Annotated in this window: 27 protein-coding genes; 2 read left to right on the top strand and 25 right to left on the bottom strand. The window is 44.3% G+C overall.

Annotated elements, in window-relative coordinates; genetic code table 11:
• Positions 1 to 212 precede the first annotated feature (212 nt).
• From AAC978_RS08495 to AAC978_RS08460, 8 genes are all read right to left on the bottom strand, one after another.
• Complete coding sequence (locus AAC978_RS08495; RefSeq protein ID WP_341547615.1) at positions 213 to 410, bottom strand: FeoB-associated Cys-rich membrane protein; 198 nt, start codon at positions 408 to 410, stop codon at positions 213 to 215.
• A gap of 27 nt (positions 411 to 437) precedes the next feature.
• Positions 438 to 2,585, bottom strand: coding sequence for a ferrous iron transport protein B (feoB, locus tag AAC978_RS08490; RefSeq protein WP_341547614.1), 2,148 nt, complete (start codon positions 2,583 to 2,585; stop codon positions 438 to 440).
• 70 nt (positions 2,586 to 2,655) lie between these two features.
• A complete protein-coding gene (locus AAC978_RS08485) occupies positions 2,656 to 2,877 on the bottom strand; it encodes a FeoA family protein (RefSeq protein ID WP_341547613.1) in 222 nt (73 codons plus the stop codon).
• Between the two features lie 25 nt (positions 2,878 to 2,902).
• Positions 2,903 to 3,199, bottom strand: coding sequence for a FeoA family protein (locus AAC978_RS08480; RefSeq protein WP_445900291.1), 297 nt, complete (start codon positions 3,197 to 3,199; stop codon positions 2,903 to 2,905).
• A gap of 113 nt (positions 3,200 to 3,312) precedes the next feature.
• Positions 3,313 to 3,909: a stage II sporulation protein M gene (spoIIM, locus tag AAC978_RS08475; RefSeq protein ID WP_341547611.1), complete on the bottom strand. Its 597-nt coding sequence runs from the start codon at positions 3,907 to 3,909 to the stop codon at positions 3,313 to 3,315.
• A gap of 89 nt (positions 3,910 to 3,998) precedes the next feature.
• Positions 3,999 to 5,162 carry an endonuclease Q family protein gene (locus tag AAC978_RS08470; protein ID WP_341547610.1) on the bottom strand — a complete coding sequence of 388 codons (1,164 nt, stop codon included), beginning with the start codon at positions 5,160 to 5,162 and terminating at the stop codon, positions 3,999 to 4,001.
• Entirely contained in the window at positions 5,156 to 5,737 is a 582-nt protein-coding gene (locus AAC978_RS08465) for an NUDIX hydrolase (RefSeq protein WP_341547609.1), read from the bottom strand. The genes AAC978_RS08470 and AAC978_RS08465 overlap by 7 nt, the downstream gene beginning before the upstream one ends.
• A 130-nt stretch (positions 5,738 to 5,867) precedes the next feature.
• Positions 5,868 to 6,359, bottom strand: a complete 492-nt coding sequence (locus tag AAC978_RS08460; RefSeq protein ID WP_341547608.1) for a hypothetical protein — start codon at positions 6,357 to 6,359, stop codon at positions 5,868 to 5,870.
• Between the two features lie 386 nt (positions 6,360 to 6,745).
• On the opposite strand from AAC978_RS08460, the gene AAC978_RS08455 reads away from it, so the two are divergent.
• Both AAC978_RS08455 and AAC978_RS08450 read left to right on the top strand, forming a co-directional pair.
• Positions 6,746 to 6,889, top strand: a complete 144-nt coding sequence (locus tag AAC978_RS08455) for a hypothetical protein (RefSeq protein WP_341547607.1) — start codon at positions 6,746 to 6,748, stop codon at positions 6,887 to 6,889.
• A 182-nt stretch (positions 6,890 to 7,071) separates the two neighbouring features.
• The gene (locus tag AAC978_RS08450; RefSeq protein WP_341547606.1) at positions 7,072 to 8,688 is read left to right on the top strand and encodes an ABC-F family ATP-binding cassette domain-containing protein; all 1,617 of its coding nucleotides are present in this window, start codon (positions 7,072 to 7,074) and stop codon (positions 8,686 to 8,688) included.
• A gap of 96 nt (positions 8,689 to 8,784) precedes the next feature.
• Here the strand turns inward: AAC978_RS08450 and AAC978_RS08445 are convergent, their stop codons facing one another.
• From AAC978_RS08445 to AAC978_RS08365, 17 genes are all read right to left on the bottom strand, one after another.
• Positions 8,785 to 9,213, bottom strand: a complete 429-nt coding sequence (locus AAC978_RS08445; RefSeq protein ID WP_341547605.1) for a hypothetical protein — start codon at positions 9,211 to 9,213, stop codon at positions 8,785 to 8,787.
• Positions 9,214 to 9,446: 233 nt separating this feature from the next.
• Positions 9,447 to 10,268, bottom strand: coding sequence for a sporulation transcription factor Spo0A (spo0A, locus tag AAC978_RS08440; RefSeq protein ID WP_341547604.1), 822 nt, complete (start codon positions 10,266 to 10,268; stop codon positions 9,447 to 9,449).
• A gap of 354 nt (positions 10,269 to 10,622) precedes the next feature.
• Positions 10,623 to 11,888, bottom strand: coding sequence for a SpoIVB peptidase (gene spoIVB, locus AAC978_RS08435; protein WP_341547622.1), 1,266 nt, complete (start codon positions 11,886 to 11,888; stop codon positions 10,623 to 10,625).
• Between the two features lie 204 nt (positions 11,889 to 12,092).
• Positions 12,093 to 13,763, bottom strand: coding sequence for a DNA repair protein RecN (recN, locus tag AAC978_RS08430; protein WP_341547603.1), 1,671 nt, complete (start codon positions 13,761 to 13,763; stop codon positions 12,093 to 12,095).
• Between the two features lie 30 nt (positions 13,764 to 13,793).
• Positions 13,794 to 14,246, bottom strand: a complete 453-nt coding sequence (gene argR / locus AAC978_RS08425; protein ID WP_341547602.1) for an arginine repressor — start codon at positions 14,244 to 14,246, stop codon at positions 13,794 to 13,796.
• A complete protein-coding gene (locus tag AAC978_RS08420) occupies positions 14,243 to 14,824 on the bottom strand; it encodes a class I SAM-dependent methyltransferase (RefSeq protein WP_341547601.1) in 582 nt (193 codons plus the stop codon). The genes argR and AAC978_RS08420 overlap by 4 nt, the downstream gene beginning before the upstream one ends.
• On the bottom strand, positions 14,817 to 15,632 hold the full coding sequence (locus AAC978_RS08415) for an NAD(+)/NADH kinase (protein ID WP_341547600.1): 816 nt from the start codon (positions 15,630 to 15,632) through the stop codon (positions 14,817 to 14,819). Before AAC978_RS08415 ends, AAC978_RS08420 begins: the two co-directional genes overlap by 8 nt.
• Positions 15,633 to 15,637: 5 nt before the next feature.
• Positions 15,638 to 16,447: a TlyA family RNA methyltransferase gene (locus AAC978_RS08410; protein WP_341547599.1), complete on the bottom strand. Its 810-nt coding sequence runs from the start codon at positions 16,445 to 16,447 to the stop codon at positions 15,638 to 15,640.
• Positions 16,440 to 18,335: a 1-deoxy-D-xylulose-5-phosphate synthase gene (gene dxs, locus AAC978_RS08405; RefSeq protein WP_341547598.1), complete on the bottom strand. Its 1,896-nt coding sequence runs from the start codon at positions 18,333 to 18,335 to the stop codon at positions 16,440 to 16,442. Before dxs ends, AAC978_RS08410 begins: the two co-directional genes overlap by 8 nt.
• The gene (locus tag AAC978_RS08400) at positions 18,313 to 18,918 is read right to left on the bottom strand and encodes a hypothetical protein (RefSeq protein ID WP_341547597.1); all 606 of its coding nucleotides are present in this window, start codon (positions 18,916 to 18,918) and stop codon (positions 18,313 to 18,315) included. The genes dxs and AAC978_RS08400 overlap by 23 nt, the downstream gene beginning before the upstream one ends.
• Positions 18,919 to 18,938: 20 nt before the next feature.
• Positions 18,939 to 19,382 carry a divergent PAP2 family protein gene (locus AAC978_RS08395; protein WP_341547596.1) on the bottom strand — a complete coding sequence of 148 codons (444 nt, stop codon included), beginning with the start codon at positions 19,380 to 19,382 and terminating at the stop codon, positions 18,939 to 18,941.
• An 8-nt stretch (positions 19,383 to 19,390) separates the two neighbouring features.
• Positions 19,391 to 20,260 carry a polyprenyl synthetase family protein gene (locus AAC978_RS08390; RefSeq protein ID WP_341547595.1) on the bottom strand — a complete coding sequence of 290 codons (870 nt, stop codon included), beginning with the start codon at positions 20,258 to 20,260 and terminating at the stop codon, positions 19,391 to 19,393.
• A 7-nt stretch (positions 20,261 to 20,267) separates the two neighbouring features.
• Positions 20,268 to 20,513 (bottom strand): exodeoxyribonuclease VII small subunit, encoded by a 246-nt coding sequence (gene xseB, locus AAC978_RS08385; RefSeq protein ID WP_341547594.1) that lies wholly within the window; start codon positions 20,511 to 20,513, stop codon positions 20,268 to 20,270.
• Between the two features lie 26 nt (positions 20,514 to 20,539).
• Positions 20,540 to 21,751, bottom strand: a complete 1,212-nt coding sequence (xseA, locus tag AAC978_RS08380) for an exodeoxyribonuclease VII large subunit (RefSeq protein ID WP_341547593.1) — start codon at positions 21,749 to 21,751, stop codon at positions 20,540 to 20,542.
• Between the two features lie 81 nt (positions 21,752 to 21,832).
• The gene (locus tag AAC978_RS08375) at positions 21,833 to 22,783 is read right to left on the bottom strand and encodes a magnesium transporter CorA family protein (RefSeq protein ID WP_341547592.1); all 951 of its coding nucleotides are present in this window, start codon (positions 22,781 to 22,783) and stop codon (positions 21,833 to 21,835) included.
• A 328-nt stretch (positions 22,784 to 23,111) separates the two neighbouring features.
• The gene (locus AAC978_RS08370) at positions 23,112 to 23,747 is read right to left on the bottom strand and encodes a cyclodeaminase/cyclohydrolase family protein (protein WP_341547591.1); all 636 of its coding nucleotides are present in this window, start codon (positions 23,745 to 23,747) and stop codon (positions 23,112 to 23,114) included.
• Complete coding sequence (locus AAC978_RS08365) at positions 23,747 to 24,601, bottom strand: bifunctional 5,10-methylenetetrahydrofolate dehydrogenase/5,10-methenyltetrahydrofolate cyclohydrolase (RefSeq protein WP_341547590.1); 855 nt, start codon at positions 24,599 to 24,601, stop codon at positions 23,747 to 23,749. The genes AAC978_RS08370 and AAC978_RS08365 overlap by 1 nt, the downstream gene beginning before the upstream one ends.
• Positions 24,602 to 24,649 lie beyond the last annotated feature (48 nt).

The raw sequence follows: 24,649 nt of genomic DNA, 5'->3' as shown, positions 1-24,649 counted from the left end.
TTTCATATGAACCTAGCCCGGATAGATATTCTTCAATAACTTTTAATTTCCATTCGGCACTATGCGGTGATTTGGACATGAAAATATCCTCCTAAAGTAGATTTGGATATTTCCATGGTCTACTTTAGGAGGATCATATCACTGTTAAACAGTAGCGGCTTTCCCTTTTGTCGACCCAGTTTCCTTGTGGAGACTCAGCTTAGAATAAACGATTATGGCCTAGGGGCACTATCACACCCACAACCATTAGCGCGCACGGCAGCACTTGGGCACCCTGCACTACTGGCACAGCCAGCACAGCCGCCACTTTTTCGCGTTTTATATACGTTGCGACCGGCGAAGGCAATGACTACTAGCACCAACATACCAATAATTAAGGTTGCGCCGTTGGCGATGAGCCAATCCATCATACCATCCCCTCCTTCTCAACTAAATGATCAATTCTTTACTGGGATACCTTGAATTTTCAGTCTTGGCTTGCTTGGTCTAAACAACATATAGAGCAGAACAGCCAATACGAGTATCGCGGCTGCAGTGCCACCTGTAAATCCGCCACCTGTAAAGAAGGAACCGAATTGGAAAACAAGCAAGGCCATTGCGTACGCAAAAAGGCATTGGTAACCAATTGCAAACCAGGTCCATTTTTGATCGTTCATCTCCCCTTTGATCGCACCGATGGCAGCAAAGCAGGGAGCACAAAGAAGATTAAATACCAAGAATGAATAAGCAGTCAATGGGGTAAAGTGGGCACCGATAGCGCCTAAGCTACCGAAGGCCCCCTCTTCAACCAGAGCTAGTGCATCTCCTGACACCCCATAAAGTACCCCGAATACTCCAACAACCTCTTCTTTGGCGATTAAGCCCATCAGTGTTGCCACAGTATTTTGCCAACTACCAAAACCAAGGGGTGCAAAGAGGGGGGCCAATATTCCGCCGATTACAGCCAGAACACTTGCATCCATATCGTCAACCATTTGGAAAGATCCTTCAACTATACCAAAGGAAGATAAAAACCAAACAAAGATGCTGGCCAATAGGATGATCGTTCCCGCCTTCTTAATAAAAGAATATCCCCGTTCCCAAGTGCTACGAAATACACTTTCCCCAGTGGGTAAATGATAAGCAGGAAGTTCCATAACGAAAGGGGCCGGATCGCCGGCAAAACGGCTGGTTTTTTTGAGAATGATGCCGGACAAAACAATCGCCGCTACCCCAATAAAGTATGCACTAGGGGCTACCCACCATAATCCACCAAAAACCGCACCAGCGATTAAAGCCACAATCGGCATCTTCGCTCCACAAGGCATAAACGTGGTGGTCATAACCGTCATTCGACGATCACGGTCACTTTCTATGGTTCGCGTGGCCATAACCCCAGGAACACCACACCCTGTACCAATCAGCATGGGAATAAAGGATTTACCGGACAGTCCGAAACGACGGAACACTCGATCCATGATGAAGGCAATCCGTGCCATATATCCACATTCCTCAAGAATTGCTAACAGGAAGAATAAGACTAGCATTTGGGGAACAAAACCAAGAACCGCTCCCACACCGCCTACAATACCATCGACGACAAGTCCAGTTAGCCACCCAGCTGTACCAATACTTTCCATCCAGGCCGCCAAAGGTTCACTGATCCAAGCCCCAAAGAGCGTATCGTTGGTGAACGAAGTGAGTATATCCCCCACAGTCGTAATCGAAATATAATAAACAAACGTCATTATCGCAGCAAAAATCGGCAGGGCCAGCCAACGATTGGTTACTACCCTATCGATCCTGTCCGAAGTGGTCAATTTAGAGGTGCTCTTTTTAGAGTAACTCCCTTTAATTACCGAAGTAATAAAATCATACCGTTGACTGGTGATAATAGATTCACTATCATCGTCATGAGCATTTTCCACGCTTAGAATAATCTCTTCGACATCTACCCCATTAACCTGCTCAAGAACCTTTACATCACGTTCAAACATTTTAATTGCATACCAGCGCTTTTGTGTTTCCGGAATATCTGCAGGTAACTTACCGACAATAGTTTCAAGGGCTTCTTCCACCTTAGGATCAAAAACAAGCCAAGTAGCTGAACTCTCTGCACTTTGGGCAGTTCTGACAGCCCGATCGACAAGCTCGGTAATTCCCATTTTTTTAATGGCTGAGATCTCAAATATCTCACAGCCCAGTTTTTGGGATAGCTTTGCTATATTAATCTCATCTCCGCACTTTTTGACCACATCCATCATATTGATGGCGATCACTACGGGGATGCCTAGCTCTATCAATTGGGTAGTTAAGTACAAATTCCGTTCCAGATTAGAACCATCAATGATATTAATAATAGCGTCGGGTTTTTCGCCGATCAGATAGTTCCGCGATACTACTTCTTCAAGAGTATAGGGAGAGAGTGAGTAAATTCCTGGCAAGTCAACAATAGTTACATCCTTATGACTCTTGAGCTTGCCCTCCTTCTTCTCGACAGTAACACCCGGCCAGTTTCCTACTGTTTGATTAGAACCCGTCAAAACATTAAACAAGGTCGTCTTCCCGCTATTGGGATTCCCCGCTAGAGCAATTTTTAACGACATAAAGTTATCCACTCCCTCTTCCTTCTTGTTAGCTTAGGCTAACCATGGGGCAAACATATAATCCCACACGTTATTCAACTTCTATATTTGCAGCATCATCTTTTCGCAAAGAGAGCTCATAGCCGCGCACATTCACTTCAATAGGATCACCTAATGGTGCCACCTTGCGCACAAAAATCTCCGTGCCTTTGGTTATACCCATGTCCATAATTCGACGCTTAATTGGTCCCTGTCCATGCAACTTGACCACGGTTACCGCCTGTCCGACCTTCACGTCCCTAAGGTTTATCATCTTTTTTCCTCCTTCATGGCGTCCCTTATGCTCTGACCGTAAGAATCCTGATTGCCATCCCTTTGCTCACCGCAATTCGAGATTCTTTAATGGAAACAATCACATTTCCAGCCAACTCAGTGACGATCGAAACTACAGCACCCTCAACGAAACCTAGGTTCTCCAGAAAACGTCTTGTATTGTCTCTACCTTTAATGGAAACGACTTTGACTTCCTCGCCAGGTGCCACCATTGCTAAAGGCATCGTACCTACTGTCACAGATGTCGAAGAAATAGTATTTCTATTCCCAACTTGGAGATTAGCTATACTTTGTATTGCCAATTTTTTCACTCCTTTGATCCCCAAAATTAGTAAGCCACCGCTAACTTTTAAGCATAGTTTACCACCGCTAACTCAATAAAGCAATACTTATTTATCGGAATTATAGAGAAACTCTAGAGATTAAAAAATTTGACACCCAAGATTGAAAAATAGCCTTGGGAAACCCCCATAAAGACTGCACCAAGGGAAACAAGTATCGTGGCAAAAGAATAATAAAGAAATTCCCGTCGCAAAGATTCCCCAACCTGTTTTCCTTTTAGTAGTAGCATTGAAAAAATGGTTGCTAAGCCTGCTCCTAAGAGAAGAAAAGGAATTCCAGCCAAAGCCGGTATCAAAATTGAGATGAAGACTAGCCCTAACCCCCAAAGTCCTTTTATACCTATGATAAAGCTCAGGGTAAATCCGAACACAAATCCGCGTGTAAACACAATCAAAAAAATTAACGGCGTTCCGATAACAGTCAATCCCAGGAGCCAAATTCCTGCCATAATAATAAATTGCTCCCTGGCTAATTGCATCAAAAAATCAGAATCCAGAGTGGTGGGTTGACTGGCAAGCAGCTTGTCCAGGAAACTGGTGAGTTCCTCGGTTTCGCCACCATTGAGGGCGCCAACTCCCATTGACCCAAAGATGATTCCTGCCAGATATACGCTGGCTAAGGTAAGATAAATAACCCAATATTGTCGGATATGCTCGCTGAGTTTCCTCATACCTTCAGCCTCCCTGTCTATAGTCCCCAAATGGACACCCTCACTGCATAAGCATGTCAGCATCCTCTATAGACATCCTATTCAGGAGCTTAGGAAAGTATGTCCACTACCTTTCCAAATACTCCCCCGCCACCGGGTTGAACATCCAACTTTCCCTGACGAGATAAAAGTATCAGCTGGGCGACTTTCTCCCCAGCCACCTGCACTAGATTTCTCTCAGGGACCTGGTGTAGAACATTCATTTCTGTGCCAAAATGCTCCAATAAACGTCCATACATTTTCGGTCCGATTCCCGGCAATTCTTGGAGAGGGATTTGATATATATAACGAGGATCTGGGGTATTCGGTATCTCAGCATCAGCAATACTCACCAGGCGATCGAGTACACCGGTTACCACTCGGGGATTTCCACAGCTCGGACAACTCAGGAGCGGTGGCTCCCCATCAACGATCCGTTCACATACCAAGCAATATGTTCGGTGATATTTACCATATTTCGGTGGTAGTCCATAATTCACCAAAACCTCGCCGCTAGTGCGGTAGACTAGTTTCTTCAATCCCTGAAAAGATGCTTCGGAGAGGTTCAACAGGTTATACTCACGACCAATCTTAGGGAGAGAATGGGCATCGGAATTACTAAAAAGCACCACCTTATTAAGTTCCGAGATGGATTTCGCCATCTGTCGATCAGCACTCAAGCCAATCTCTAAGGCCGGGGGCAATCCAGGCAAAATATCCAGTAAGCTCTTACAGCAGTTCCCGTAAATTCCTTTATGGGGTGTAAAGGCATGGGCAGGTAGCCATATCCCTTCATTCTCCGCCACGGCCGCCAACCATTGCTCGATACTCAAGTGTCCCTTTTGGGAGCTAAGTTGCCAATTCTTTAGAAACGGGTGAATCTTCTCCACATAACCCTCAATATGATTTAAGGTCGGAAAATAAGCGAGAAAATGGGCAGCCCCCGTCCCCACCGACAGTTCGATCTCTGTGCCCAAAATAACCGTCAACCCCTCTGCCCCATATCCCCCTCCTTCTAGGGGTCGTAATATTCCTACTTGGATCATTTGCCGGAAATCTTTACGTACTCCTGGGGATTGGGCGTCGATAACCCCGATCATCCCCAGTCCCTTAATTTGACGTGAGACTTCGAGAACGTTCGGTAAATTTAGACTCTTGGCCGCGGTAATCTTAACCGCTTTTCCATCTAGGCTTTGACCGATATGGATATGAAGATCCGCATAAAGATTTACCATTGTTCTTTACCAGCTAACATCAAAATAGCAAGCATTGTCTTCGCATCTTTGAATTCACCGGCTAGAACCATTTTCTGAGCTTCAGTCCATGGGATGCTCACCACATTTAAAAACTCATCTTCATCAGCTTGTAAGGGATCCCAAATCAAATCATTTGCCTTGTAGAGATGGATGATTTCATCGGTAAAGCCCGGAGTCGTATAAATGCTTACCATATGCTCTAGTGTCCCTCTAAACCCGGTTTCTTCTCTGAGCTCTCGCTCTGCACAATCTAGCGGGGTTTCCCCCGGATCAAGTTTGCCAGCGGGAATCTCTAAGGTAACTTGTTCAATAGGATAACGATATTGGCGTACTAAGAGCAGCTCCTCCCCCTTAAAGGGCAAGATTCCGACGGCCCCCGGATGACGAACCACCTCGCGGGTTGTTTCAGCGCCGTTGGGTAAGCAAACCGTATCGCGATCCATTCTGAGCATACGTCCGGAAAAGACAATTTCCCTCTTTACAAATACTTCTTCCAATTGAGTCTGATTCGTCACTGTACGATCTGCTTCATGGTGATTCTGTTTATTTTCCATCAGTAATCCTCTCCCCAACACATTTATTGCTTATCATATCCTGCCCGAAGAAAAAAATAAAGCAGCCGGGCATTCCCTGAACTGCTTAGATAGATAAAATTCATCTTATGGTGCCAATTCTAGCACTTGTTTATTCATGCCTCATCCGCCGCTGATAATAAAGAAATACTGGTAAGGGAATGACAATCCAGCCAAAGCTCTTGATTAAGCTGTTTAGAGCTCGATCCCGGGAGCGACTCTTTTCTTCATCAACCAGCCTTTGATAATCAGCCTTTACTTCTTCATCGCTTTTTTCAATGGCCGGTGCCTTAGGTTTATCTACTCCTGTATCATAAACCTGACCCCGTTTATAATCCTCAAAGGACATATAGTAGCTTTGTGGTGCAACTAAATCAGCTGTAGCCATGAAAGCCGCTACACTTCCTCCAATGGTCATCATCAAAGTCGCAAATAGTATCAAATACGTATATACCGTCTTTATCATAACTTTTCCCCCTTCTTTTTGTTCGCTTGGATCATCACCCCGACTATGTGAACGAAGAGAAATCGCGATTGCACCAGTAATTAGAATAACGGCGACCAGAGCAATACCTAAAAGCATCACTAACGAAAAGCTCACCATAATCTCCTCCCTCCCTTTTCAATATCATAGCATTCATCTCAATCTAATGATATAGACGTTAACAGAGCAGGCATTCTTCTATGTTAAGTCTAAACTTTCGCCAATAACTATAGTGTTATTTTGTCTATCTAGAGTTCATTATTGCATCACAAAAACTTTTTTCCATTTTGTGGGCATTTTAGTCCCGACTTCATAAGCTATACTATCTTCGTAAAAAGGAGGAACTCAAATGGCATTGGGCACTGGTCTTGTCGGTGGTTCTAATTTTGGAGCAGGTATTGCAATCGTTGTCGTTATCATTTTGTTGTTAATTGCCTTAGGAATAGTATTTTAATCAGAAACACTAAAATAAAGCATTCAACCTTATAAATGAAGGAGGTAAATCTATGTTTGGAATGGGTTACGGTGGAATGGGTGGAGCATGTTGCCCACGTCCTGTAGCTCCGGTGGCTGGAATCGGTGTAGGCGTTGGTGTAGGAATTATCTCAATTGCTATCTTAATTCTAATTGCTTTAGGCGTAATTTTCTAATTCGTATCTTATAGTTTCAAAATATTTTAAGGGAGTGTCCTAGAATTACTTATAAAGTAATCTCTTAGATACTCCCTTTCCCCTTTAATAGTGCGCAAAATAAGTTATCTTTCAGGAAATATGGTATAATGGTAATTCGTGAATCATTATCAAATATATTTAAGAAGGAACGATCGTTAAATATGATAAGTACAAACGGAATCACCCTGCGCTTTGGTAAACGCGCTCTATTCGAAGATGTCAATGTTAAGTTCACTCCAGGAAACTGCTATGGTATTATTGGGGCCAACGGTGCCGGAAAATCCACCTTCCTCAGAATTCTCTCAGGAGAGATTGAACCCTCTAAAGGAGAGGTCGTAATTACTCCAGGGGAACGGATTGCCGTCTTAAAGCAAGATCATTTTGAATTTGAAGAGTTTGACGTTTTAAAAACTGTCATCATGGGCCATTCTCGACTCTATGAGATTATGGATGAAAAGGATGCGCTCTATGCAAAGCCTGATTTTAACGAAGAGGATGGGATGAAAGCCGCTGATTTAGAAGCAGAGTTTGCTGAAATGAACGGTTGGCAAGCTGAAGCTGAAGCCGCTGAGCTCCTCATGGGACTGGGTATCCCCAAGGAATATCACGATAGGAAAATGAAAGAACTTGAGGGTAGTGAGAAAGTACGTGTACTGCTAGCCCAAGCACTCTTCGGTCATCCTCATATTCTTCTTTTGGACGAACCCACCAATCACCTCGATCTGCAGTCCATCAATTGGTTGGAAAATTTCCTTTACAATTTCGAAAGTACAGTCCTGGTCGTCTCTCATGACCGCCACTTCTTGAATAAAGTCTGCACCCATATTGTGGATATTGACTTTGGTAAGGTCCAGCTATTTGTGGGGAACTACGACTTCTGGTATGAGTCTAGCCAACTAGCTCTAAAACTGATGCGGGATGCCAATAAGAAAAAAGAAGATAAAATTGCTGAGCTGCAAAGCTTTATCCAACGCTTTAGCTCAAATGCCTCCAAAGCTAAGCAAGCTACTTCGCGTAAAAAGCAGCTTGATAAGTTAACCCTCGAGGATATTCGGCCCTCTTCCCGCAAATACCCTTACATCGCTTTTACTCCTGACCGTGAAGCAGGCAACAACTTGCTTACAGTCGAGGGCCTTACAAAAACTATAGACGGAGAAAAAGTCCTCGACAATGTCTCTTTCATTGTGGATCGTGGGGACAAGATTGCCTTCGCAGGGCCTAACGGGCTCGCTAAAACGACGTTGCTTAAAATCCTGATGGGCGAAATGGAAGCTGACAGTGGCGAATTTAGTTGGGGCGTGACTACTTCCCAAACCTATCTCCCTAAAGATAATTCCAGCTATTTCGAGACAAATCTACCCCTCGTGGACTGGCTGAGGCAATTCTCTAAGGACCCAGACGAGTCCTTTGTTCGTGGCTTCCTAGGCAGAATGCTTTTCTCTGGCGAAGAATCTTTAAAAGCTGCTAATGTCCTCTCAGGAGGGGAAAAGGTTCGCTGTATGCTCTCCCGTATGATGCTAAGCGGCGCGAATGTGTTACTGCTGGATGAGCCCACCAACCACTTAGACCTTGAATCCATCACCGCCTTGAACAATGGCCTTACTCAGTTCGATGGAACCATTCTCTTTGTCTCTCAAGACCATCAGTTTGTTCAGACCATTGCTAATCGCATCATTGAAATAACTCCCAGGGGAATCATCGACCGGAAGATGGAATATGATGAGTATCTTGAAAATGAACATGTTCAAGCGCTTCTGGAAAGTATGTATAGCGAGTAACGATAAGAGAGAGCTGATTTGCCTCAATAGAGGGTAAATCAGCTCTCTCTTAGTATTTTTGCGTTTTCAATTTGCCAGCCACTATGCCGAATATTTTTAACCACACCTAAATCCTTTTCCGACTGCCATATCCACAAATTCTTTTTTTGAACACTTTACCTTTACGTCACAATTATATAAATTTATAAAGTGAGTCTTTTTGTTCTCCGATATATTCACTTCCCAGTCATAACCTGCAGTATCCGCAAATGTTAGTAATTTCGCGAGATACTCCAGACTTACATTTACTAGTCCCCTCGGTGAAACACACTCGTCATTGCTTGTTACAAATCTATTGATGATCTGGATTTCACTCACATCTTCAGGAACTTTTCCAGCTCTCTCTTTGTATTTATCTATTAGTTCTGCATATATTTCCTCATAATTTGCCTTTTCCTGCTCACAGAGTTCTCTTATGCCACTATCTCGTTTTGATGAAGCATACTTCTGACTAATGACCGCTAAATATTCACAGCAATCTGACATAATACTCCCCCCTCTTTAGTCGAGCTTTAAATTATCAAAGTTCTGACTCTAGTACTTGTTATCACTTTCACCTTTACCTTTACGGTATCATAATCTCTCCCTGTAGTCAATCCGTTCTAATATCTATAATTTATAATTGGATATATGCGAAATCCTCCCAATGATGCTAAATAAAAGAACCTCTCTTTTCAACCTGTAACGTTGTGAAGAGAGGTATTATTGAAGTTGCATTTCTACATTAGTTTAGCCATTCTTAATTTGTCAGCCACCATGGCGATGAATTCAGAATTTGTGGGTTTACCCCGATCCACATTGATTGTGTAGCCAAAGAATCGATTCATAAACTCAATGTTACCTCGATCCCAAGCCAACTCAATGGCATGGCGAATCGCACGTTCCACTCGGCTAGGAGTAGTATTATATTTATTCGCAATCATCGGATATAGCTCTTTAGTCACAGCCCCCAAGAGGGACACATCTTGAACCACACAAACAATAGAATCTCTTAAATATTGATAACCCTTAACATGAGCCGGAACACCCATTTGATGAATCATTCGCGTCACTTCAACCTCAAGATTACGTGCATTGGCAGCTGCTGTTTGCGTTGAGGTTAGTGTAGGAGTAATGGAAGGTCCACCTCCGGCAGCCCCATCATTATTGTTATATTGAGCTAAGGGGATAACGCCTTGTAACTGGCGAATCCGCTTGCCAAGGGTTTCTAAATCAAAGGGTTTTAAAATGAAATAATCAGCACCCAGCTGCACTGCCCGTTGGGTCATGCTTTCTTGACCAAAGGCTGTTAAAATAATCACATGGGGCTTTTTAATATCGCCTTGCAGTTTTTCTAATACCCCTAAACCATCCAAGTGAGGCATGATTATGTCTAAGACCACCAAGTCGGGTTGTTCCCTGTAAATGATCTCTAAGGCTTCATTGCCATGATAAGCAATTCCAACGAGCTGCATATCTGTCTGGCGCAAAATATATTCTTTTAAGACCTCGACAAATTCGCGATTATCGTCAGCTAGCAATACTCTGATGGGCTTTTGCATAAAGACTGCTCCCCCTTGCTCGATCCGAAGTGCTTATACTTTCGACAAATGTATAAATTCTTCCTGCAATACTATGGAAAAATAACAACGAGCTCTATATTCTAGATATTCTCTACAATTTGTGAACTTATTAAGCATCTTATATCAGTATACCATCACAATTTAACAATTCAATGGAGTTGCTTTATTTTCCCATCATTCTAATAAAATCACTTTAAATCGACAAATTACTATTATTTTCATTTAACCTCTGCTAAAAAACAGCCACCATGAGCGCAGCATGCATAAAAAAACCATTGAGATTTCACTCAATGGTTAAATTAACGCTCCTTCAATTAATGTTCATATTAATGGTTAAGCAGCTTCTTTTTTATCGATAATTTCTGCGTCTTTAAGCATATTTTGAATGAAGACGCCATACCCTCGTGAAGCATCATTGACAAAAACATGAGTCACCGCACCAATGATTTTGCCATCCTGGATGATCGGACTTCCCGACATGCCTTGAATAATACCTCCTGTCTTTTCAATAAGCTCAGGATCAGTAACTTTGATAACCATATTTTTGCTATCGGTACGATTACGCATTATACGCTCAATCTGCACATCATACTCCTCAATTCGTTCCCCTTCTAGGACTGTATAGATTTTAGCCGGCCCTTCTTTTATTTCCGATTCCCAGCCTACGTCTATGGGTTCACTAAAGAAAGGATTGCCAATTTCTCCTTCTAAGGAACCAAAAATCCCCGAGACTGTGTTTTTCTTGATATTGCCCGAGAATCTTGATTGATTCACGAATGAACCGATCTTTTCTCCTGGATGTCCTCGTTTTCCTTTCTCAATAGCGTATATTGTCGAAGCAACCACATTTCCATTGACGATCTCAATCCTTTGATTCGTATCTACATCGTTGATGACATGACCTAATGCACCATATTGGCTACTCTTTGGTTCATAGAAGGTAAGTGTGCCGACACCTGCGGCTTCATTGCGCACATAGAGTCCTACTCGATAACGATCAGTTTCAGGACAGAGAACTGTTGTCACCCGTTTTTGAGTTTGCTGACCATTGTGGCTGATAAGAATTTCCGAAAAACCTTGTTTCTTACCGGCTCGATGAATCGCATTGGCAACATCCTGATCACTAGACATTTCTTGGCCATCAATTTTCAAGATGACATCCCCTACTTCGATTCCTACATCTTTGGCTGGGCAAACCAATCTACCTTCTTGATTCTGCACTGCAGCCTGTCCAACCACCATAACGCCTTTGGCCTGCAGGCTTACCCCAATCGATTGTCCACCAGGTAAAAGCTTAAGATCGGGCATCAGTTCTACGGCGCTAGACTTCAGCGGTATCAATCCAAAAAGCTTGTAGGTTACTTGGATAACTTCGGGGTTTTTCGAGTGAGCAGCCATGACCGCATTCACATCCGTCTCGGCTGCTTTGACTTCTTCTGTAACAATTAGGTTGGCGAACATTCCCGTGAGTGGTGGAAGAACATGACTGCTGGATTCATAGAGTTTAGGCAGTTGTGCCATTTGATGAAGCGTTGGATTAAGACTGAGAAAGGTACAGAGAAGAACACTGGCGAAGACCATGGCTCTCTTCGTTTTCACTCTCTTATCACCCTCCGTCTTTTTGTCTCCCCATGTTCTTCCTTTCTCTTTTTCTTTATTTTTTACGGAACCTAATACTAAATTAACCATCATGAATTCATTTCATCCTGACAATTACGTTCTGTATTTCCAAATAAAAAAATAGAAGGCCAAATTCACCTTCTATCTATAAAATCCCCATAATAATTCATTTCTATAATAAAATTAATAAATATTTTTCCTGAGCTTTCGCGCATGCTCGAGGGCGATGGCTTCTTCCCCTCCCCCTAACATGCGGGCTAATTCATGAATACGCTCCTCCTCAGAAAGCTGTTGAATGCGAGTTCTGGTTCTTCCATTGCTAATTTCTTTTTGTATCCCAAAGTGATGATCACCAAAAGCAGCCACTTGCGCGGCATGGGTTATACAAAATACTTGTTTGTTTTCGGAAATTTTTGCTAATTTGTCGCCAACCTTTTGAATCGTTCGCCCACCAACACCGCTATCCACTTCATCAAAGACAAAGGTGCTAACGCTTTCGATTTTGGATAAAAGGCTTTTCAAAGCTAACATAAGACGTGACATTTCTCCGCCGGAAGCTACTTTTGCTAGGGGCTTAGGAGGTTCCCCAAGATTTGCCGAAAAATAGAACTCTGCTTCCTCTGCTCCACCTACCTGAGGTTCATGAACAGGAGTAAGCTTCACTTCAAAACTACTTTTCTCCAAACCTAAGTCGGCCAATTCTTCTTTGAGACCTTCAGCTAGATGTTTTGCTACTCCCAATCGTGCCAGAGTTAACTCCTCAGCTTTCTGTTCGTAGTCCCTTAGGATGTTCTCTCGATCGCGACGTAAGGCTCCCAGCTCTTCTTGTAGATTCGTAATGGTATGAAGCTCTTGCAGCATTTCATCTTTCGTGTGGAGAACTTCTTGGACCGTATGACCATATTTTCGCAAACGTTGCAATTGAATTAAGCGGTCTTCAATTTCATCTAAACGCCCCGGATTGAAATCGAATCCATCTCGGTACGAACTCACTTGGGAGGCTAAATCTTCGATTGTGTAATAGATAGAGTCCATGGGCTCGAGCATGTGACTACAGTTAGCATCATAGCGGACAAGATCCAGTAACGCTTTCCGACTGCGACCTATTAGATCTAAGGCGGAGGACTGCTGGCCACCACCCTCATATAGTAAAGCATACATTTCCCCAATGTAGCCCATGATCTTTTCCGAATTTGCCAAACGCTTCTTTTCCTGTACTAAAGTCTCTTCTTCATTAGGTTGGGGGGCGATGGCTGTGATCTCATCAATTTGAAAGCGTAAGATATCCTCACGCCGCTCTCGATCAGCTTCACTGCGCATAAGCTGCTGTTCTTTTTGTATAAGACTCCGATAAGCTCGGGCAAGCTTATTAACCTGGTCTAAGAGCTCCAACTGTTTTTCCCCTCCAAAAGCATCTAGCAAGCCGCGATGACTATCAGGGTTAAAAAGTGATTGATGCTCCATCTGTCCGTGGATATCCACTAAGCCTTGGACCAAGTTTCGATAAAGTGTTAAGGGAACCGTTCTTCCTTGAACACGGCAGCTGTTCTTGCCATTGCGATTGATCTCTCGAGAAAGAATTAACTGCCCTTCTTCGAGAGGATAACCGGCATCCTCTAAACCTGCGAGAACCTCAGGAGGGCATTCCTCAAAAATCCCTTCCACCCAGGCTTTATCCAGACCATGGCGAATAAAATCCGCACTTGCTCTTCCTCCTAGCAGTACGCCAAGAGCATCGATGAGCATGGATTTCCCCGCACCTGTTTCTCCGGTAAAAATAGTTAAACCTCGCGAAAATGACAACTGTACCTCTTCCATTAAAGCGAAATTCTCTACATGGATTTCTGTTAACATCGCAATCCATCTCCTCTTTGACCAATAACTCTATTCCATGAATTGAGCGATTCGTCCTCGGACTTGGGGTACAGCACTGATTGGCTTGACAACCAAGAGTATGGTATCATCACCAGCTACCGTACCGATTACTTCCTCCCAATTGCTATGATCAATTAAACTGGCAAGTGCCTGGGCATTTCCAGGAATCGTCCGCAGAACAATCAGATTTTCGCTGTCATTTATGGTCACTACTGTCTCTCTCATCCGGCGTTTGAGTCGATCGGGAGTGCTGAGAGGTTGAGCTGAACCGGGAACCGCATAACGATAATCGTCGTCCGAGGTAGGAACCTTGATTAGCCCCATCTCCTTGATATCTCGTGACACAGTGGCTTGTGTCACATCAAAGCCTTCTTTTCTTAATCGTTCAGCAAGCTCTTCTTGGGTATGTATAGGCTGGTTATTAATAATCTCTTGGATTTTCATCTGCCGACGGGTCTTCATTCGGTATCCCCCTTATTCTTCTGAACCAAAATCCAGTAGGGTGCATTTGGGATTTGATTCGTATACTCTCCGCGCAAGACACTATATTGACGCCGTGGTAAATCGTTTAAAAACTCTTCCACAGCAACAGCCTCTTCCATCCCTCCTGGATGTCCACGATACAAAGTAAGTGCAATTACACCACCTCTACGGAGTAATTGAAAGACGGATGTCAGGGCTGAAATAGTAGAAGTTGCTTGCGTGGTGACTTCTTGATTATACCCCGGTAGATATCCGAGATTAAACATGGCTGCTTGAACAGGCTCTTGAACCTTTTCTAATAATCGACTGTGATCGCAATGATGCAAGTGAACACGGCCTTTCAGGCTGTATTCACTTAGTAGCCTTTGCGTCTCCTGAAGGGCAATCTCTTGAATATCAAAGGCATGGACAATCCCCTTCTCCCCGACCAGCTCAGCAAGAAACAGGGTATCTCTCCCCCGTCCAGCCGTAAGATCTAAAACCACGTCTCCTGATTGTATCATTGTCCTAAGAATCATTCTAAGAAATCCTTGAATATCTTGAATTCGATTACTCATGCCAGCGATCCTTTAATTTCTCCCGCACCACATGGTGAAAACTTCTTTTTCCCAAACGAATTAATAGGGCGGCAATCGGAGCCCTCTCGATGTGGAATATTTGACCCTGCTTCATCAGCATACGGTGATAGCCGTCAAAATTCACGATGCACTCTTCTCCGCGAGCCAAAAAAATATCTATCTTCTCTTTAGCAGAGAGCACCATAGGTCGTGCCGATAGGGAATGAGCGGCCAGAGGGGTTATTAAAATCGCCTCAACATTGGGGCTCAGTATAGGTCCTCCTGCCGATAAGGCATAGGCAGTGGAGCCAGTGGGTGTGGATACAATTAAACCATCAGACGGATATCTTACTGAGGGTTCTCCTGATAGATTTGCTTGTAGGGTTATCATAGCACCTGAAGGCTCTCTTAGAAACACCACATCATTCAACACATATAAGGTATCTATACCCTGATCCAGTCCCGTTACAGTTACGGTAAGCATAAGGCGCTCTTGGATCGTATAATCATGATCAATAATCTTGGTTAAAGCATCAAAGACCTCGTTACGCTCGATTTCACATAAGAAGCCAAGACGACCCAGATTCACTCCCAGAACCGGTAGTGCATAAGGAGCGGCCTCACGGGAGGCTTCCAGTAAAGTCCCATCCCCGCCTAAGGAGATGAGAAAGTTTACCTTCTGAGCGATAATTTCTTCCCAATCAGTATAGACTTCCCATCCTCGCTCTTGAAACCAAGGGGTAAGATGTTCGGCTAAGGTTATAGCTTCGGGTTTACTACGGTTAATCCACAAGCCGACTCGATCCATACAATTCACTCCGATCTTTTTTGGGCATGTTCAACAATCTCGGGAACGAGTTCACGCCAAGGTATGCCGTTATCCTGTTCACGCTGGAGCCAAGCTAAATATTCAATATTACCTTCTGGTCCACGGATGGGCGAGAAATCCAAACCCTTGACCACAAGACCACATTTTTCCGCCTCATCGAGGACATGGTTAATAACCCATTGGTGGATCTGGGGATCTTTAACAACCCCTTTTTTGCCGATATGTTCCCGACCTGCCTCGAATTGTGGCTTAATTAAGGTGATGATCTGCCCCTCCTCCTTGAGGATCTCCAGCATAGCCGGAAATATCTTCGTGACGGAGATAAAGGCAACATCAGAAACAACATAATCAACCGGTTCCGGTAAGGAATCCCCATCGAGATACCGGGCATTAACTCGTTCCATAGAAACAACCCGCGAGTCTGTGCGCAGTTTCCAATCCAGTTGTCCATAACCCACATCGATGGCATAGACCCGTGCTGCTCCGTTTTGTAAAGCACAATCCGTAAATCCTCCCGTGGAGGCACCAATGTCGGCAACGATAGCTCCGTCTAGGGATACCGGAAAGGCCTTAAGGGCTTTCTCTAACTTTAATCCTCCCCGTGAAACATAAGGTAAAGGATCTCCTTTGACTTCTAAAACAGTATCTTCCGGCAATTCCACACCAGGCTTATCCAACCGTTGTCCTTGGCTGAAGACCAGCCCGGCCATGATGATGGCTTTGGCCTTCTCCCTGCTGGGAGATAATCCGTTCTTAACCAACAAGACATCCAGTCGTTCTTTTCCTTTAGACACTGCTTCTTCCCTCAATCCTTTGCAAAACCTTTAAGCGCTCAGCTGCTTTTAGTATGCCAGCTACGGACAAACCATAACCTTGATGAAGCAAAGAGATGGCTCCCTGATCCACAAATTCATCATAACCCAAACGCTCGACAACCACATCTGCTAAACCTTCATCAGCTAACACTTCAATAACGGCACTTCCCATCCCGCCAGCAAGCATATGGTCCTCGACGGTTATGATGCGTTTAGTCTGACGGGCAAAGCGGAGAATTGTCTCTTTATCTAAAGGATTTAAAAAGCGCATATTGATGACAGTGGCCTCCACCCCACGGTGATGCAGCTCAGCGGCTGCAGCCATACAAGTATTGACCATAGGACCAATACCAATCAAGGTAAGATCTTTGCCTTCCTGAATAACCTCTGCTTTTCCTAGGGGAAGTTCCTCGAGTTCCCCGGATAAATCTACCCCTTGACCCACAGAACGTGGATAGCGTAAGGCCACCGGTCCTTCATACTTAAGCGAGGTGTAAAGCATATCGCGTAATTCATTCTCATCCTTCGGAGCCATAAAGACTAAATTCGGTATCACACGCAGAAATGAAATATCAAAGACGCCATGATGGGTTGGTCCATCATCACCGACCACCCCTGCTCGGTCAATAGCCAACACCACATTGGCATTAGGCAAGCAGACATCATGAAGAACTTGGTCATAGGCCCGTTGATAAAAAGTGGAATAGATAGAAATCACAGGTTTCATGCCACCAAAAGCCAATGCGGCCGAAAAGGTTACGGCATGCTGCTCGGCGATTCCAACATCAAAGAAGCGCTCCGGAAACTTCTGAGCAAAAAGGTTAAGTCCAGTGCCGCTGGGCATGGCAGCAGTGATGGCTACGACCCGTGGATCCTTTTCGGCAATATCGCAGAGGGTCTGGCCAAAAATTTGCGTATAGGTAGGCGGAGCAGGCTTTTTAGGGATTTCACCGGTTAATTTATTAAATGGCCCTACGCCATGAAAAAGCGAGGGGTTTTGCTCGGCAGGCTCATAGCCTTTTCCCTTTTGAGTCAAGACATGAATAAGTACAGGTTCCTTCACGCACTTTGCCTGTTCAAAAACCTGTTCTAATGCTATTTGATCATGACCGTTGATAGGACCGAGATAGGTAAAGCCAAGTTCTTCGAATAATAATCCTGGTACTAAAAGATATTTTAAGCTGTCCTTAGCTTTTTCAGCTGCTTTTGCCATCTTTGATCCGATCCCGGGAATTCTTTTGAGCAGATTTTCTATCTCTTCTTTGCTCCGATCATAGCGAGGATCGGTACGCAGGCGATTTAGGTAAGAGGACATGGCCCCCACATTCTGTGCAATCGCCATCTCATTATCATTAAGGAGCACAATCATCTTAGTCTTTGTCTGTCCGACATGGTTTAATGCCTCAAATGCCATACCGCCGGTCATAGCCCCATCCCCAATTACGGCAATGACCTGATGCTTTTCCTGGCGAAGATCTCTTGCCTTGGCGAAACCCACTGCAGCCGATATTGATGTACTAGAGTGACCAGTCTCAAAACAATCATGTGGACTTTCCGCGCGCTTGGGAAAACCGGATAAACCATGATAGAGCCTCAGACTCTTAAATTCCTTCTGTCTCCCTGTGACTAATTTATGAACATAGCTTTGATGCCCTACATCCCAGATAATCTTATCTTTCGGACTATCGAAGACCCGATGCAGAGCAAGGGTAAGTTCAACAACCCCTAAATTTGGGGCTAAATGACCTCCATTGGTGGAGACCACATCAATCATTTCCTCTCGAATCTCTTGGGCAAGCTGTTTAAGTTCGGGATACGTCAACCCTTTTAAATCCTTAGGTTGATCAATCTTTTCGAGAATCCCCACTTGGCTTCCCCCCCTTCCGTCGTTTATCTGTAAACACCCAACCCGTCAGCTCTTCAAAACGTGCTATGACAAATCCCACTCGCGCCATAATTTCATCAGCTTTTTGGATAGCAAAAGTTTTGCCTAGAGCCTTTCCGGTTACGGTAACGGAAGCCACCAAGGCAATCATCAAAGTATCTATCCAAATCTCCTGTGATTCCAAGCCGGGGTACGTCCTCAGCATGTCTAAGACAATAGAGGCAGACATGCCTCCACTCAAAGCACCTGTAACATCGCCAACAATATCATTAGCAAAATTAGCTACTGTATCGGCATGGCGAACTAGAAAGACCGTCTGCCGAGCGCCAGGAACCCGGTTTGCTGCTTTCGCATGATGCGGCTTTTCCGTAGCTGCTGTGGCAGCAATCCCAATGACATCAAACCCAATATTGATAATAATAATAACCAATAAAAGGGTGAGAGCGACAATTATATTGGTCTTTCTCATTAAAATCTCGGTTCCTAAGCTAGCAATGACCGCTAATGTAAAACTAAGAAGGAAGACAAATAGAATATGCTTCCAGCTTTTGCGCTTATATCCCAACAGTTACCCTCCAAATCATTCTACACCAAGATCCCCACTATGATTCCAACAATTGCTCCGGCAAACACTTCAAATGGGGTATGCCCTATTAATTCTTTCAGGCGTTCTTGAGATAGATGGGACATCTGTTGATAAAGTTCCTGAACTAACTGATTAATTACTTCAGCCTGCTTACCAGCAGCTCGTCGTACCCCAGCTGCATCATACATGACAATCATGCCAAAAATCACGGCCACAGCAAAAATAGGAGAGTTCCACCCATAGTATTTTCCCACTCCAATTGACAAAGCACTGACAGTGGCCGAATGCGAGCTAGGGAATCCACCCGAGCTGACTAGAAAACCCACATCAAAGGTTCTATGAATAGCAAAGTTGATGACAACCTTTAAAACTTGGGCAATAAGCCAAGCCAGCATTGCAGAAATCAGTATAGCGTTATCAAGGATTCCAGAAAAAATGCTCATGCTTCACCTCAAAACTTACGTTGAGCAATAAAATCTGCTAAATCATGCAAGAAGCTCGATCGCTCCCCTAAGGTCTCCAAAGCAGCATGAGCTTCATCTATCTTATTCATAAGCTCAGATTTAGCACCCTCTATGCCCATTAGCGATGGATAGGTAGCTTTATGTTGGCGAATATCGCTTTGTGCCGGCTTCCCAAGACTCTCACTATCACCTTCTATATCGAGGATATCGTCTCTGATCTGGAAGGCAAGTCCGATCGCTTGTGCATAACTAGTCAAAGCCTCAATCTTTTCTTCTGTTCCCCCGGCAAGTATTGCGCCTAAGCGAGCAGCGACCACGAGCATGGCCCCCGTTTTTAAACGATGTATCCGTTCAAGCTCAGCTAGTGCTAGTACTTTTTCTTCAGCCTCCAAATCCAATACCTGTCCACCCACCATGCCTTGCGGTCCAGCGGCCTGAGCAACTTCCCTGATGACCCGAAGCTGGCGTTCCGGCGTCACGCTGTTAATGGATTGGGCTAGCAGCTCAAAGGCATAGGTCAATAGAGCATCCCCGGCAAGAATCGCTTGTCCGACTCCAAAAACCTTATGGTTAGACAAACGACCTCGGCGATAATCATCATCATCCATGGCTGGAAGATCATCATGGATTAAAGAATAGGTATGTATCAATTCTAATGCACAGGCTGCAGGAAGAATGGATTCCTCGTCTCCCCCCACTGCTTTGGCAGCTGCCAGAGCTAAAACGGGTCGGATTCTTTTGCCTCCTGCTGCAAGAGAATAATTCATGCTTTCGCTGAGAATCCCATTTCCACTGAAGAGTTGTAACAAATGTGAATCCACCTGTCGTACATGCGCTTCTAAATCCTTTTGAAACATCAACGAATCATCCTTCCACAGGAAAATCTGCTGGCCGAATCTCCAACTCTCCGTTGGGATTCTCTAAGAGAATCTGCATTTGTTTTTCCGCGTGATCAAGTAGACTATTGGAATTTTGAACAAGCTCAATGCCTTGTCTAAAGAGATTCAAGGCCTGTTCTAAAGGGACTTCCTTTTGTTCCAGCTCTCGAACAATGCGCTCTAATTGTTCGATTCCCTCTTCAAAAGTTAACTCCTTATTCTCAACTTCCATCTTATATTCCCCTTTAATTTCTATACTTATTTGGGATCAGAGCTCTTGGCCAGTACAGCGCAAGTTAATGCACCTTGCTGTAGCCGTACTTGAACCTGCTGCCCCACATTGATTTCATCAGAATGGCGAAGAACGTTTCCTTTTGGGCCATAGGTCAGGGAATAGCCTCTCCCGAGAATGGCTAAGGGACTCAACAAATCTAACTTGGCAGCCAATAGCCTTAGTATACCATTTTTGTCAGAAACAAATCTAGTCATCCCCTGCTCTAGGCGCTCACTCAGGGCATCAAGGCGCTGGCGGTTCTGATCCACTCTCCAGAAAGGATTGGAAAGCGGTCCAATACTTTTTAAACTGTCTACTCTCTGCCGCTTTTGATGAATTTGTAAGGCCATGCTATTACGCAGCCGTGATTCCAATTGCGCTATATTGGCTTTCAATTCCATCCAAAGCGGAACAGCCAATTCCGCAGCTGCAGAAGGGGTCGGCGCACGCAAATCGGCAACCATATCTGCAATCGTGACATCCGTCTCATGTCCTACCGCCGAAATCACTGGAATGCCTGAGGCGGCAATAGCTCGAGCGACTTCGACCGTATTGAACGCCCAAAGCTCTTCCAGTGATCCACCCCCACGACCCACGATAATTACATCCACTTGAGCCTGGCGATTGAGCCGAGCAATAGCTTGTGCCACTTCACCGGGGGCGAGTTCCCCCTGAACTGCGGCAGGGGCAAGGATCCAAGAGATTTGTGGATTACGTCGTTCCATAACTTTGATGATGTCCCTAAGAGCAGCCCCGGTCGGGCTTGTGACAATTCCGATGCGGCGGGGAAATCTTGGAATGGGCTTTTTGCGTTCCGGGTCAAATAGTCCTTCTTGGGCTAAACGCTCCTTAAGCTGCTCAAAAGCCAAATAAAGTGCGCCCACACCGCTGGGCTGCATTTCTTCCGCATAAAGCTGGATATTTCCATCCCGCTCATAGATCCGTATACTTCCCTGAATGAGCACCTTCATACCATCCTGAGGAGTGAAACGTACCCGTTCAGCACGACTACGAAACATAACTCCCTTGATACTCGAGGATTCATCCTTTAAGGTAAAGTACCAATGTCCAGAAGGGCGATGATTTTTATAATTAGATATTTCTCCACTAACCCAGCACTTAATAAAATCTGGATTTTCACTTAGAGTCTGACTTATTTCACGAGTTAGTTCGGTAACCGTCCAAATCTTCGGCACATATTTCACCTCTTCCCCATAATACAAAGTAGCGTGAGTATTTTCAAGGATGTATAGCAAAAAGGGAGGTTTCCCTCCCTACTAGAACATTTTCTTTTTCCATAAGATAATGGCACTAACCATAGCAATCACAAAGGCTATACCGAGCACGAAGCTAAATCCGTAAGGATTATCGCGGAAAGGTACCACAACATTCATTCCCCAAAAGCTGGCCAACATCGTCGGTACAGCCAGAATAATGGTCATCGAAGCAAGAAATTTCATCACCATATTCAAATTGTTCGAAATAATCGAAGCGAAGGCATCGGTCAAGCTTCCCAAAATATTGGTGTACATCTCAACCATTTGGATAGCCTGATTATTTTCGATGATAACATCTTCTAACAAATCTTCATCTTCTTCATACATTTTGATCAAATGCTGGCTTTGGCTATTGGAGCGTAAACGCAACAAGCGGTCCATAACCACACCGTTAGAACGAAGAGAGACCGTAAAGAACGTCAAGCCTTTTTGCAAGTCCATCAGCTGAAAAATCTCTTGATTCTTCATGGAGGTGCGCAGGTCAAGCTCAATTTGATCGGTGCGCTTATTGATTTGGCGCAAGTATTTAAGGTAATAAGAAGCAGATTTATAGAGAATCTGGAATAAGAAACGTGTGCGCTTCCCTGTGTTAAAGCTTCGGCAGCTATCGGCATTGAATTCGTTAAACACTGGATTATCCTCTAAAGACACCGTAATAATGTGATCTTCAGTAATAATCATACCCAGTGGCAACGTATCATAATTCGTTTCATTGATCATTAATGGGATATTGGTAATAATCAAGATACAATGATCTTCCAACTCAATCCGTGAACGTTCTTCTTCGTCCAGTGCCGCTTTGAGCAAATCCAGTGGCACTTCAGTGGCTTCTGCCACTGCATTGAGCTCCCTTGGGGTTGGATTCACCATCTGAATCCAGGATCCTTTCACCAAGGTATCTAAAGTTAGTTCTTGATAATTACCAGCATCATTTTTGCAAATTTTGAGCATCCGGCTCCCCCCTTTAGGTGGCCGGCTGAATCAACAATTCCCCTTCTAAACCGGACACACCCCAATTTTCGAATAAAATATTCAATTTTGGTCGACTAGGCCCTCCTGCGTCCAGTTTACTCACCATCCCGCCATTTTTTTAATGATTACATTAGAACTATACTCCTTCAGTCCAGAGGTGTCAATTCTACGACTCGAAAATTTAAAATAAAATTGATACTAACCTACACAAAACCAAAGACCAACTGTCAATAAAAAATCCGCACTCAGCAAAGGATGCGGATTTTTACGGTGGGTCCTTAATATGGCGTTATATGTCAATAATATCTTATAATCTGCTTTGAACGACTGCCACAATCTCATTTTTAAGCTTTTCTGCTTGAGCAAAGAGTCGTTGACGTTCAGCTTTAACTTTGTCTTGATAGTCAATATCTTTAACTTGAGGCAAATTGATATCCACACTAAACATAGCGGCCTTAAGAGCACTTTCGGCTAAATAGGCGGCTACACCCACATCACTAATCGCCCCTTTATTGCCGATGGGAGCAAGCTCTTGGGCCAGCTCAAGGACCAGATAACAGTTTTGGGCAATTCCTAAGGGAGTATCTGTCGCAGAGACCAACACTTCCTGCATCTTAGTCGAACGGGCTTGTTTTTGCTCTTCGGTATCTTTAGGAAACTTCAATACAGCCATGAAATTCGAAAATTCCTCAATATCTTGGGTTAAGCCAGTTTTTAAGTCAGCCAACGCCTTTTGGCCTTTATCCAAAATAGCTTGAGCTTGAGGCTCAACATCCTTATATTTTTCTTTACCTATCGTCAAATTCGCGACCATACATACCATAGAAGCAGCCAGCGCCCCCACATAAGCAGATACGCTTCCTCCACCAGGGGTAGGAGCGGAGCTGGCGGATTGGGCTAAAAATTCCGCAGTAGTCCACTGCCATACAGTGTTGTCAGTCATTATTTTGCCTCCTTACCCTGAAGAGCAATCCCCTTCAAGACATTTCTCATGACTAATGCTGTGGTTAAGGAGCCGACCCCGCCCGGTACCGGTGAAATAAGGGATGCAACCTCTTTAACCTCGTCGAAATCCACGTCCCCGCAGATCCCACCGGGAATCTCGTTTATTCCAGCATCCACTACCACAGCACCGGGTTTTACCATATCTTTTTTCAGGAGCTTCGCTTTACCTACAGCAGCAATAACAATATCCGCTTGACGGGTAAACGCCCCTAGATCCGGAGTTTTCGAGTGGCAGATGGTTACTGTGGCGTTATGCTTAAGAATGAGAAAAACCAAGGGCTTGCCTACTGTTTCTCCTCGGCCAAGGATAACGACATGCTTACCGGCGATCTCAACTCCTGAACGAAGCAGTATTTCAATACAGCTTTGGGGCGTTGCGGGGAAGAGGCCCTCTTCGCCACTGAGTATATAACCCCGATTGATGGGATGAACTCCGTCCACATCTTTATCGGGACGGACTGCTGCCATAACACGTTCTTTTGAGATGTGTTTTGGTAGAGGTAGCTCGATCATAATGCCATGTACTGCGGTGTTGGTGTTAAGGGAATCAATTAGACTCAAAATCTCTTCTTCCGCACTGTCAGCAGCAAGAACGAAGAGTTCGAAATCAATCCCTAAGCCTTCACTTACTTTCTGTTTAGACTTAGCATACACAACAGATGCAGGGTCATCCCCTACAAGCACCACTGCCAGCTTGGGATTAATCCCTTGTTCCTTCCACCCTTTTACTTCTTCCTTGATTTCTTCCTTTAAGACTTTGGAAATCTCTTTTCCGTCTAATAATTGAGCCAAAAAACACACTCCTCTCATTTACACCTCTGAAACTTCCGGAGATTGCTT

It is taken from the genome of Desulfitobacterium sp. THU1, assembly GCF_038181555.1.
Classification (GTDB): domain Bacteria; phylum Bacillota; class Desulfitobacteriia; order Desulfitobacteriales; family Desulfitobacteriaceae; genus Desulfitobacterium.
This window is presented reverse-complemented; position numbering and strand designations above follow the sequence as displayed.